The organism is Haloarcula rubripromontorii (genome assembly GCF_001280425.1).
Taxonomy (GTDB): domain Archaea; phylum Halobacteriota; class Halobacteria; order Halobacteriales; family Haloarculaceae; genus Haloarcula; species Haloarcula rubripromontorii.
In genome coordinates this window covers 442,867-454,066 of sequence record NZ_LIUF01000003.1, presented here as the reverse complement: position 1 = coordinate 454,066, position 11,200 = coordinate 442,867, and the positions used below count along the sequence as shown (strand labels likewise).

Here is an 11,200-nt window from a genome sequence, read left to right as displayed (position 1 = left end):
CCGCAGTCAGTCGGTTTCCGGAGTTGGTGCCATCTCCTGTTCCGGGGTTGCCGCGTCACTGGACCGTGTCGATGGTTGTTCGGGTGTGTCCCACGAGACGGTCACGACACTGCTGAACCGGTCGTCGTCGCGCGTATCGACGGTAACCGGTCGCTCAAGGCCTGTGGCAAATCCCACCGCAAGCAGGGACACCACTGGGTGATCTAGCTGGTGAATGGTGCCGAACGCCGGATTGTCGATGGCGATAGAAGCGGTTCGGTTCTCGCTATCGATTTCGATTGTCGTGTCATCAACGAGTTCGAACTGCTCGGACAGGGCTGCAGTCAGCTGTGTCGCGATTGCCTCGGGATCGGTGCCGAACGTGCCTGACATCGCCTGTTCGAACTCGGTGTAGAGACGATCACCAGTCGGGGGGAGCGATATTCCCTGCTCTGCCTCACCGCCTGTGACGAACAGTTCTCCTAACTGCTCCGGGTCGGGAACCGTGTACTCGACGTGCTGGGGGACGAACAGGCGCGCAGCCGTCTCCGGATGGGTTGCTGTTGGGACATATATCGTCTCAGTCTGGAGTTCCAGTTCGCTAACGAGGTGCTGTTCGACATCTGCCAGCGTGTTGAACACCGTCTCACTGACCGACGCCGAGACGAACCGCTCGGGAGTGAGATAGAACGTGACGATGCCGGCGAACACACCGGTCCCGCCGAACGCGATGAAGATGGTTTGCAGGGCCGGAAAGACAAACGCCGCAACGAGAGATAGTCCGCCGACTACGAAAAAGCCGACTGCGGTCCGTCTGAACGTTGCCTGCTTCGCGCGCGCGTACGATCCGCGCAACCGACGGTTCTCCTCCCGCAGCACTTCAAGCTCCGCTTCGAGTGTCTGGCGGTCCCGCACAATATCGGTCTCTTGGTCGGTATCATCGGCTGTCATATCCGGTTTCGAGGGCTCAGGTTGACTCATTGGAAATCACGATCCGAAGCGACATCTTCAGTCACAATGTCGAGTTCTATCAGCAGATAGCGATGGAGCAGATAGCCGACGATGGCAGTCCCGACGAGGATGGCGAACCCAACCTTGAGGGGGTCTAGGGTCCAGCGCCAGACCGACAGCCAGACGACGCCGCCAAGCAGCGGAACGACAAGCGCGACGAGGCTGCTGGCGATTCGACTGTCAGGTGCCTCGGTAGCGACCGAAAGCAATGTGAGGAACAGGCCGCCTTCGACAAGGACGAGTGAGAGCAGTGACGGTGTCTCAACTGTGACGAGCGCTATCTGTCCAAGCACGACCGCGAGAACGGCTGTTCCGGACAGGTAGAGGCCGCCGAGGACAACACCGACGAGGCCAAGCCATACTGGTCCACCAAGGAGAAGCCCGCCTGTCGCTCCGACGATGCCCAGCAGGCCGAGCACGGTCGGTAGTGATCGGCGCGACTGTCTCGTCGAGTTCAGTGTCATACTCATGCGTACTCCCGCTGGTCTGTGTTGGCTGGGCCGGCGGACAGAATAGTCGAGATCTGGTCCGGGGGCCCAACCTCGTAGGCAGTCACCGAGTCGATATCGTTCAGGTTACGCCGAAACTGGTCGAAAGTCCGATACCGGTCGTAAGCGGTATCGAGGTCCGTGAGGAGGTCGGTATCGAAGGCCACTGATGGAGTGATAAACACAATGACCTCCGTTGCGTTGCGTCTCGCCAGCCCAACTGTGTTCCGTAGTTCGCTCGGGCTGCTGTCGTCGGTGCAGATGACCAGCAGATCCGCGCTACGTATTTCCTGCGGTGCCGCCTGAAAACCGTTGTACAGCGGCTGATTGGGGAGGTGTCGTTTCGATCCGGTAGCGTTTCGGTACGCGAGCAGCATCGTTTCCATCGGCGATTGTGTGTCAGCTGTTAGATTCACTGCCCCGGTTACTCTTCCGGTGGCAGCCGCTGTTGCATGGGCTGTTGCCGGCGGTTCAGCTTCGGCGGCAAGGTCGTTGATCCGATGCTGGCACGATCTGTAGGCTTCGGTTCTCGCCACTGGGAGTCTCGTTTCCGTTACGCCCGCGTCGCCAATAGTCAGGTACCCTAGCGGATCGCGGATCGTTTCGGCACGCTGCTGGAAGGCCGCTGCAACCGATTTGAGGTGTTCTAGCTTCGTGTTGCCAGGTGTACCGCCACCCAGCGACTGACGGTGGTCAAGGACGAGTACCACGCTACGGTTCCCCTCGGCTTCGTAATTGCGGACGTGTGCCTCGTCTAGTCTGGCAGTCGCCTTCCAGTCGACGTATTTCAGTGCGTCGCCCGGGACGTACTTCCGGATTTCCTCGGCTGAGATGCCACCTGTCCGCCCGCGGGCATCGTGCTCGCCGACACCGCGTAGCAGTTGTTTCCCACCCTGCCCAACGTGAATCGGGCCGACCGACGGTGCCTCAACGACCACTTCGGGACCTGGTGCCGTCGTGAACGATTGGGTAAACAGCCCGGTGCTGTCGCTAACCGTCACTGTGGCGCCAGGAATTGTATACTCCCCGACTGTCTCCCAGGTGAGCGGGAGTGTCACCGACGACGACTGCATCGATGTGTCGAGAGTGACCGTTGGAGCGGGGCCCGCTTCCATCTGCGCGACGAGTGGAATCGCTGTCTTGACAGAGAGCGGCAGGTGCTCGCCGGCGGCGTCAACTGATGCTTCGAGTGTGTACGTCGTTTCGGCGCCGGTCTGTACCCGGGCACGGTCGAGTGACTGGCTCACCGTGAGTCCGTCACTGAGTCGTGAAACGCTACGCACGAACGCAAACTGCATTGCGAGCAGCCAGCCTGTGAGCCCGACAGCACCGACCACCAATACGGGTGCATCGAGCACCCCACCACCCACGACGAGACTACCAATAGCAGTGAGTGTGAGCCAGAACCGTCGGGTGACACGCATTACCTTCCGTTACTGAACCGAGCCCATTGAATATACCGACAGACACAGCCGGAGCCCTCTGAGTTATGCATGTCCTTACTATCGAAATTGATATTGATATCTGGAGAATCACCTTCTTAACCGCCAATCGAAAATATGGGGGTATAGGTACCACTCATGTCTATTCTATCTCGAATTTCGGGAGCCTGTATGAGTGCAATTTCTGGAATCAATCTTAATACTGAGTCTGAAAAACCAGGTAACTGTGCCGACACCAGCCACCTCTGGCTCCGTACCGTCTCGATGGCTCGTTTCGGTGCCGTTGTCCTCGCCATGCTGCTTCTCGCTGGCGTCGTGCTTCCAGCCGCCGGGGTGCCGCCACAGGTGAACACTACTAGCGGTGGTGGGGCCGATACGCCGAGCAGACAGCAGGTACAGGCCGGTCCGAACGCCACTGATACAGACGGCGACGGACTGGCGGATTCGCTAGAGCGGTCCGTTTACCATACTAACCCGGCCAAAGCGGACACGGACGGCGACGGCTATCCGGACGGCATGGAAGTCCGCTGCGAGCAGGCGATTCCCGATGCGGACCCACTCCGAACGGATATCTACGTCGAGGTTGATTCCACGGAGTCAACGACGCTCAGCGAGCCGGTCCAGACGTCCATTGTGGAGACGTTTGCGGAGGCACCTGTTTCGAACCCCGACGGCTCCACCGGGATCGATATCCATCTCGCCACGGACGATACGAACCTCTCGGCCAACGGGACGGTTTACTCGAAATCCCGCGCTGGGGCCGGAAACGACATCTATGACTTCCGGGCCAACCACTCACAGCACCGTTCTGACGGCTATTACTACGTCCTGCTCACCGACGATGTCGCCTACAACGGGGACGACTACTACGTCGGTGCGGGACGACCTGAGGTCGCGGCGATGGAGCGATTCGATTCGACGAAAATCACCGCTTCGCTGTTCATGCACGAATTCGGGCACGCGATGGGCCTCGACGCCCACCAGGACGGCATTGATGAGGAGCGCTACTCCCGAACGGAGTACGATAGCGTGATGAACTACAACGGACTGTACAGACAGCTCACCTATTCGAACGGTACCGACAGCGTGGGCCGAAACGAGTGGCAGTTTGTTGCCGAGAACCGAACGCAGCCCGACGTTGCGTGTGCGGAAAACGCGTGCGCTAGCAGGTGTACGCAGGACTGATTCGTTCCGAAAATGGATAGTCGACGGTTAGCTGCTGTCTGCGAGCATACTCATAAAGAACGACCCGAACACGGTCTGTAGTCCGAGTACGACGACTGTCGAGGCCAGAAGAGTCGCTGTGGCTGACGGCAACGCCGCTTCGCCGACGAGCAGCCACTGTCCGAACACGCTCCCGAGGTACAGAATCCCGGCTGCAGCCGCGAGAATGCCGATGGACGCACCGTGTTCCAGCTGGAACTGCTCCCGTATCATCCCGACGAGTAGCCCCTCGGGTTTGTTGATCGGGTTCGCGGCGATGGAGCTGAACAGTGCGAGCGTCCAGACCTGATACCCGACGATTGCCAGCAGCGACCCGCCGACCATCGTCTGTATGCCGAAGTTGACGCCACTGATCGACAGCTGGGCGATTGACAGTGACATCAACAGTGCCCCGGCAGAGACGAGCAACAGAGCCGGATACGAGAACAGGTAATCCGGCGCGTTTACGAGCATAAAGCGGACGTGTCGCCAGCCGTCACTGAAACTGTCGAGCGTTTCCTCGCCTTCACGCTCGTGGTAGATAATCGGGACCTCTTCGATGGTGAGATCGTTCGCGCCGGCTTCCATAATCATCTCGCTGGCGAACTCCATGCCGGTCGTCTCTAGCTCTAGCGTTTCGAGCGCGTCCTTGGTGAACACGCGGAACCCGCTGTGGGCGTCGCTTACACCGGCCCCATAGAACGTATTCAGGAACCGCGTCAACAGTGGATTGCCGACGTATTTATGCAGCGGTGGCATCGACCCGTCCCGAATCTCTCCCTCAAGTCGACTCCCCATACAGATGTCCGCGTCACCGTTCTTGACGGGTTCGAGAAGCTGCGGAATCATCTCGAAATCGTACGTCGTGTCGGCATCGCCCATCGCGATGTACTCTCCCCGCGCCTTGTCGAACGCATAGCGATACGCGTAGCCATAGCCCGGTTCGTCAGGGGTCACGACTGTCGCCCCCCGCTCGCGGGCTAGCTCCGGTGTCGCGTCGGTCGAACTGTCGCTGACGATAATCTCAGTTGGGACGCGCAACTCGGATACCGCTGTTTTGATCCGATCGATACACTCGACGATTCCTTTCTCTTCGTTGAGAGTCGGCATCACGACGCTCAAAACCGGCGTGACTTCGCTCTCCGGTGTGACGAGAAATTCGTCTGCAGTCTTGGCTGCAGTCCCCTGTTTATTCGCTTGGTTTGCCTGATTTGCTTGTATTGTCATTCCCGTACCTCGGCTGTAACTGGTGCGTCTAGTAGCATGCACTCTCCACTCCCCTGGTCGGCTTTCTGCGAATACGGCTAGTAGGCCCCATTTTATCTGATATCAATGGCTGAATTCTGACAGGTACCGCATTGTTCCCACACAGAACGTCATGTCAAAGCAACATATAATAAAGCTGTTGGGTGAGGTAATTCATAATTAATAACAATGGTTGGGACGAAACCACTCATATTTCCCTGATTGGTCACAATTTCTTCGAACCATGACGGTATTGTGTAATGAGCACCTATCAGTAAGGAACACTATTCAGGCACTAATGTACGTTGCGAATCATGCATTTATCAGATGAATATACTGAATCAGGAATGTGTTTTACTTACAGATATCTCAATCAATATGAACTAGGTTCCAACAGGACATCACGTTGGCAATAGTCGCAGTACGCCGGACTTCGTGCTTAAAGACACGTGAGTGGGTCTCGGCTATCGCCTACGGTCGCTGAAACTCGTCGAATCTGAACGACACTCATCGGTGATGACCTGACACCGTGTGCCAACTGACCGTTCTGTGGCGACTCGGTTGCTGGGTATCTTACACTGGCCGGCGAAGTCGACTCCGGATTTCGCCGCCAACAGCGTGTACCCGTGGCAGTCGGTCCTCCGATGCGCTGATCAGCGTTGCGACGCTTAATCCAAGGATGTAAACAGCTCCTAAAAACATGATAACTGAGATGTCCTTGCTGAACCGGAGTGCCCCGCGTATCGATGCCATAGCTGTACATTTTCGGCATAAGTCTAAGTCATTGGGGTCTGATTATTAATTTTTGTAATTGGACGGGTGCCGATGTTCCGACCGTAGATTTAAGCCATCGTATGTGTTAAACGATACCATGGCCACAGATCAGTCCGAGGGGGCAAGCCTGCACGTGCCACCACTGGAGAATACGGCGTTTTTTTCCATTGAGGACGATGACGGCTACGTCCGCATTGAACAGTCACTGGGGAACCAGGTCCTGTACACACCCAACGAGGCGCGGGACATCGCCGAAGCAATTCTCGACGCTGTTGACGAGGCTGTCGAGGAAGAGTAACCTATCGCCGGTGGTGGTCCTGTTTTGCTGGAAGGCGAGACGGTTTGAATGAGGGCGGTCCAGCGTCAGGTATGACAGATGCAAGCCACCGGGCGGCAGTCGCCGAGCGAGCGGCCCGGTCTGGCGGTGTCGTAGCGCGGGAGCAGTTCCGGGGCGACCTCAACGTTGAGTCGAAGGCCAACAAAAACGACCTCGTGACGGAGACGGACCGCGACGCCCAGCGACAGGTCGTCGCCACTGTTCTGGAAGCGTTTCCCGGCGACCGATTCCTCTGTGAGGAAGCCCTCTCGACGCGAGCCGGGCCCGAGGCCGACTACGAGCCCGAAGCGGTCGACACCATCCCAAGTAACGGCTCTGTGTGGGTAATCGATCCGATCGATGGGACGGCAAACTACGTCCGTGGAATGCGCCTGTGGGGGACCGCCGTCAGTGCGGTCGTCGATGGCGACCCGGTCGCATCGGTGACCTATCTCCCCTCGTATGGCGACCTCTACGCGGCCGGCCCTGAAAATGTGATGCGAGACGGGACTGCGCTTTCGGTAAGTGACCGAACCGACCCGGAGACGTTTGCTGTGGCTCCCGTCGGTTGGTGGGACCGCGATGACAGGGACGAGTTCGGTCGGTTGTGCAGTGCCGTCGGCGACCGATTCGGTGACATCCGCCGGCTGGGGTCGTTCCAGGCAACGCTGGCACACGTTGCCGACGGGGCGCTTGAGGGACTCGTTTGCACGCGCCCGATGGCACCCTGGGATACGCTTGCCGGCGTCCAGATGGTTCGACAGGCCGGCGGCACAGTCACTGACCTCGATGGCGAGCCCTGGACTCACGACAGCGACTCTGTCGTCGCCTCTAACGGCGAGACACACGAGGCATTCGTAGCGGCCGGCAACGAGGCGCTCGAAGGAGAGTAAACTTACTTTCGCATCCAAACCCCGCCGCGTCTGGCTCGCGGACTTTCGCTCCACGCACACTGGACCGGAACGCTGAAACCGCCTGCCACCGGTCACTCGGCCATGGAAACGTTCGAGCGAGCCGTCGATGAGTACGGGCCCGGCCAGCTCTGGGTGGGCTCTTTCGTTGCAGTTCTCCTCGTTGCGGTCGGGGCCGTTATGGCCGCTCCACAGGCCGTCTGGGATCGGTTCCTCTGGCAGTACTTCTGGGGGCCAGTGTACGCCGACGCCAAGTCGGCCAGCTGTGCCGAAATGACTGCGTCCGGCCCACAGCCGCTATACGATGGCTGTAGCGCGGCTATTCAGGAGGGGCGGCTCATCGCTGAGCCGGGGTACACTATCGTCTCCGAGGTTGGCTACATGCTGATTCTGGTGTACATGCTCGTCGGCGTCTACTTCCTCCTCGAGCGACTGGACATCGCCGAGGACCCGAAGCTCTACTTCGCGTTCGTGCCGTTCATGCTGCTCGGCGGCGCGTTGCGAACCGTCGAGGACGCGACCGACCGCGCGGTCGATGCCGGGGTTACACCCATCGTCGAGTACCCGCTGAGTTCGCTCATCATCAGTCCCGTCATCTACGGGACGGTGTTCCTGCTGACGCTGCTCGTCCTCGTCGCCTGCGTGGACCTCGAACAGCGTGGCGTCATCGATAGTTACTACCGGACGACCGGCGCTATCGGCGGCGCGTTCGTCGCCGTGACGCTCCTGTACCTCACGTTTGTCGCCCTTACCCGTGAGTACGCGACGTTGTATCCGTCAGTTCTTATCACGACTGTCATGCTGGCGTCAGCGCTGTCGTACGGTCTGTACCGTCTATTCGAGTCCTACCGCCCGGCGCTGAACAACGGAACTGGCTATATCGGCCTGCTTGTCATCTGGGGCCACGCAATCGACGGCGTCGCGAACGTCCTGCTGGCCGACTGGCTCGACGCCCTCAACGTCCCGCTGACGTACTACCCGAAACACCCGGCCAACGAGTTCATCATCGAAGCCACCGAGGCGCTTCAGCCGGCCAGCCTCTCGGCCGCCATCGGCACGTCGTGGCCGTTCCTGATCGTCAAGCTCGCCGTCGCTTCGCTGGTCGTCTCGCTGTTCAATCAGGAGTTCATCGACGACAGCCCACGGTACGCGCTCCTGTTGCTTATCGCCGTCACCGCAGTCGGTCTGGGGCCGGGGACGCGGGATATGCTGCGGGCGACGTTCGGCATTTAACTGCTGTTGGGGCCGCGCTTAGGGGAACGGATGATGCTCCCTGTCGAGTCGCGGCTCGAAGCCCAAATCGGCTGGCACGGCTTCGGCCCGCTCGCCGAAGAACGAATCACCGAAGAACAGCGGTTGTGCCGACGGACAGACGACGCGGACTGCCTCGAAGCCGAGCTGTTCGAGGTCGCGCGTCGTCAGCCGTGCCCCATGTGGCGTGAGCCCCGCATCGGCCGCCCGGTCACACAGCGTCTCTAGCTCCGCCTCGTCGGAGAGGTCTGCGTCGGGGCCAAGCGAATCCAGCGGGACCGCCGTCTCCGTGGCCGTCAGGTCGGCCGCCGCGCCGGGCGATTTGGCGTAGCGCCCGATAGCGCCCTGTGCGTCCATGGCCGCTTCGAGACCCATGCTGTCGAGTTCCATCCAGTTCTGGAGCGCCTCCTCCAGCGCGCCGACGGCGGCCGCACCCGGGTCCAGGTCTGCGTCGGTCCCGAGCGCGAAGCGCGGCCATTCGTCCTGTTCCAGTGCGACAGTGATGACTGGCACGTCCACGTCCTGTGTCAGCAACAGTGCCGTCACGTCGAGCCCCTCAGATGTCGCGCGCCGTCGGAGCGTGTCGTACTGCTCGTGGTCCTCGACAGCCACCCGGAGCGGCTCGAAGGTCGAGTACCACGACAGCATCGCGGCGTCACGCTCGATGACCTCGTACAGCCCGGTCAACAGTGCCTCGGTGACGGTGTTTCCGAGTCCGAGTCCGGTCGTCGTTGCCGGCCTGACAGCGTCCGATGGCGGCGGATAGTAGACGGTTTCGGCGGGCAGCGACCGACTGTCGTCGGTCAGTAGATTTTCCGCCGGGACCCAGCGGAGTGGCGTCGAGTCGTCCCATTCGGCTTCATCCCTCACGAACGCATCGGGTGTGACGGCGTCCGGAACATCGGTGACCGTCCCGCGTTGCAGTTTCCCGTCTCGGTAGACGCCGGCCGCGTACCGCTCGTAGTTCTCGCCAAGCGCTTTCATGAATGCTGTATCCCAGTCGATAGCGACACCGGCGGCCTTGGCGGCGGCCGACACGTCGCTGAATCCGGTGGTGTCGGCGAGCGTCGACAGGTAGTACGGCGCCGGGAACGACTCGACCTCGCCGACTTCCGTGGCGATACCGACCCGCTCGTCGAGGCCCAGCTCTGCCCGTGAGAGCGCCTCGCTGTCCGGGGCCGTCTGGCGACCGTCGTCGAGGGTGCGGCTCGGCGTCTCGCCACAGTCACAGCCCGGGACCGGCAGGAACCGCCGCTGTGTGTGTGGGAGTTCCGTGACCGTCCCGAAGAGGGCAGCGTTGCCGTCGAGAAACCGGGTTACCAGTCGGCCGGCCAGCGCTCCCGCGAATCGTTGCGTGGCCGCAGCCGGGGCTTCTGTGATTTCATCCGTGTCATCGACTGTGGCCTCGGCCCGAGCCCGGAGACAGTCGAAACAGCCCGTTTCGGGTCCGAACCCGCTGACCGCGGCGTCAGTCACCGGGACGCCGCCGACGCCGCCCAGTTCGACGGCGACCCACGGCATGTCCTCACCTGTCGCTCGGTCGTTCCACGCCGCAAACGTCTCCGACCCGACGGTATCGACCACGACGGCGAGATCGCCACCGCTGTCCGCCGGTGTCGACGGCTGTGCTACTGAAACGTCGATATCAGCGAGAAACGCAGTGAGTGCATCGACGGCCGGTCCACGCCCGACGACTTCGACAGTTCGCATGCCGAAGCCCTCGTGGTGAAGCGGGAAAAACCTACGCGGCGAGGATGGACTGGGCCACGGAAGCCAGCTCGTCCGGTTCGGCGTCTTTGAGCCGGTCGTCACCGAGCATCAGGCGGAGCCGCGGCCGGCCCACGTCGATCGGGACCTTCTCAGTGTCGATAAGGTTCATGTCTTCGAGTTTCGTCTTCGTCCGCGAGAACGTCGCCTTGCTCGCCAGCCCGACATCCTCGCCCCATTTGCTGATGTCGTACAGCAGTTCACCGTTCCGTGCGGCCACGAGCAGGCTGATGGTGACCTCGTCGAGGCCGTCGCCGTCGCCGCGGGCCGTCGACAGAGAGTTGAGAACGTCGTTGAAGTCCGACGCGGTTTCCGGGCCGATGTCGGATTCCAGCGTGCTCTGGACGCGGTTGAGCGGCGGCGTCCGGAGCGAGTACTCGTCGGCGTCTTCCCAAGCCGAGTCGTAGTAGTCGTAGGCGTTGTCCACGAACGCCGCGTCGTCGGTCCCGAGACCGCCGACCGTGTCGCTGATGGTCACGAGCGCATACACCGTATCGACAGTCACCGCAACCGAGTGGTTCGGCACGTCGTCGAGCAGTCGCATCGTGAGCCGCTCCTCGTCGATGAGGTCGGCCGCGGTACTCGCAACGAGGAAATCGTCCATGACATCTTTCAGTGCCCGCTCGTCGGCCAGCAGCCGAACTTCGGGGGCGTCCGAGTCCGCGTCCAGTGTTGATACAAGCTCCGAGATGCTCCGCCGCGATGGGTTCACGACGTACACCGGCTCGTCAGTTGCCCCAAACACCGTGGTCAACATAGAACCGACGTCGTCTTGCAGGAGATTTTCGGTCATTGTCCCTTGGCAGTATCTAG

Annotated in this window: 10 protein-coding genes; 4 read left to right on the top strand and 6 right to left on the bottom strand. The window is 60.7% G+C overall.

The window, feature by feature from the left end; genetic code table 11:
• Positions 1–6: 6 nt before the first annotated feature.
• From AMS69_RS11900 to AMS69_RS11890, 3 genes are read right to left on the bottom strand one after another with little or no spacing between them, the layout of a single operon-like run.
• Positions 7–960: a hypothetical protein gene (locus AMS69_RS11900; protein WP_053968278.1), complete on the bottom strand. Its 954-nt coding sequence runs from the start codon at positions 958–960 to the stop codon at positions 7–9.
• On the bottom strand, positions 957–1,460 hold the full coding sequence (locus AMS69_RS11895; RefSeq protein WP_053968277.1) for a hypothetical protein: 504 nt from the start codon (positions 1,458–1,460) through the stop codon (positions 957–959). The genes AMS69_RS11900 and AMS69_RS11895 overlap by 4 nt, the downstream gene beginning before the upstream one ends.
• Entirely contained in the window at positions 1,457–2,902 is a 1,446-nt protein-coding gene (locus AMS69_RS11890) for a DUF58 domain-containing protein (protein ID WP_053968276.1), read from the bottom strand. Before AMS69_RS11890 ends, AMS69_RS11895 begins: the two co-directional genes overlap by 4 nt.
• Positions 2,903–3,184: 282 nt before the next feature.
• Here AMS69_RS11890 and AMS69_RS11885 point away from each other — a divergent pair, with 282 nt between their 5' ends.
• Complete coding sequence (locus AMS69_RS11885) at positions 3,185–4,105, top strand: hypothetical protein (protein ID WP_394325230.1); 921 nt, start codon at positions 3,185–3,187, stop codon at positions 4,103–4,105.
• 27 nt (positions 4,106–4,132) lie between these two features.
• Here AMS69_RS11885 and AMS69_RS11880 read toward each other — a convergent pair whose 3' ends face one another.
• The gene (locus AMS69_RS11880) at positions 4,133–5,350 is read right to left on the bottom strand and encodes a glycosyltransferase family 2 protein (RefSeq protein ID WP_053968275.1); all 1,218 of its coding nucleotides are present in this window, start codon (positions 5,348–5,350) and stop codon (positions 4,133–4,135) included.
• 889 nt (positions 5,351–6,239) lie between these two features.
• Here AMS69_RS11880 and AMS69_RS11875 point away from each other — a divergent pair.
• The 3 genes from AMS69_RS11875 (at position 6,240) to AMS69_RS11865 (ending at position 8,602) form a co-directional block, all read left to right on the top strand.
• Positions 6,240–6,440: a hypothetical protein gene (locus AMS69_RS11875; RefSeq protein WP_004518094.1), complete on the top strand. Its 201-nt coding sequence runs from the start codon at positions 6,240–6,242 to the stop codon at positions 6,438–6,440.
• 71 nt (positions 6,441–6,511) lie between these two features.
• On the top strand, positions 6,512–7,351 hold the full coding sequence (locus tag AMS69_RS11870) for an inositol monophosphatase family protein (protein WP_053968274.1): 840 nt from the start codon (positions 6,512–6,514) through the stop codon (positions 7,349–7,351).
• 102 nt (positions 7,352–7,453) lie between these two features.
• Positions 7,454–8,602, top strand: a complete 1,149-nt coding sequence (locus AMS69_RS11865; RefSeq protein ID WP_053968273.1) for a DUF63 family protein — start codon at positions 7,454–7,456, stop codon at positions 8,600–8,602.
• A gap of 18 nt (positions 8,603–8,620) precedes the next feature.
• On the opposite strand, the gene AMS69_RS11860 is transcribed toward AMS69_RS11865, so the two are convergent.
• On the bottom strand, positions 8,621–10,330 hold the full coding sequence (locus tag AMS69_RS11860) for a YcaO-like family protein (protein ID WP_053968272.1): 1,710 nt from the start codon (positions 10,328–10,330) through the stop codon (positions 8,621–8,623).
• A 31-nt stretch (positions 10,331–10,361) separates the two neighbouring features.
• Positions 10,362–11,180: a transcriptional regulator TbsP gene (tbsP, locus tag AMS69_RS11855; RefSeq protein ID WP_053968271.1), complete on the bottom strand. Its 819-nt coding sequence runs from the start codon at positions 11,178–11,180 to the stop codon at positions 10,362–10,364.
• Positions 11,181–11,200: the final 20 nt, after the last annotated feature.

Coding starts and splice junctions, on each gene's coding strand:
- AMS69_RS11900 (WP_053968278.1), bottom strand. CDS start 960: ATGAGTCAACCTGAGCCCTCGAAACCGGATATGACAGCCGATGATACC.
- AMS69_RS11895 (WP_053968277.1), bottom strand. CDS start 1,460: ATGAGTATGACACTGAACTCGACGAGACAGTCGCGCCGATCACTACCG.
- AMS69_RS11890 (WP_053968276.1), bottom strand. CDS start 2,902: ATGCGTGTCACCCGACGGTTCTGGCTCACACTCACTGCTATTGGTAGT.
- AMS69_RS11885 (WP_394325230.1), top strand. CDS start 3,185: ATGGCTCGTTTCGGTGCCGTTGTCCTCGCCATGCTGCTTCTCGCTGGC.
- AMS69_RS11880 (WP_053968275.1), bottom strand. CDS start 5,350: ATGACAATACAAGCAAATCAGGCAAACCAAGCGAATAAACAGGGGACT.
- AMS69_RS11875 (WP_004518094.1), top strand. CDS start 6,240: ATGGCCACAGATCAGTCCGAGGGGGCAAGCCTGCACGTGCCACCACTG.
- AMS69_RS11870 (WP_053968274.1), top strand. CDS start 6,512: ATGACAGATGCAAGCCACCGGGCGGCAGTCGCCGAGCGAGCGGCCCGG.
- AMS69_RS11865 (WP_053968273.1), top strand. CDS start 7,454: ATGGAAACGTTCGAGCGAGCCGTCGATGAGTACGGGCCCGGCCAGCTC.
- AMS69_RS11860 (WP_053968272.1), bottom strand. CDS start 10,330: ATGCGAACTGTCGAAGTCGTCGGGCGTGGACCGGCCGTCGATGCACTC.
- tbsP (WP_053968271.1), bottom strand. CDS start 11,180: ATGACCGAAAATCTCCTGCAAGACGACGTCGGTTCTATGTTGACCACG.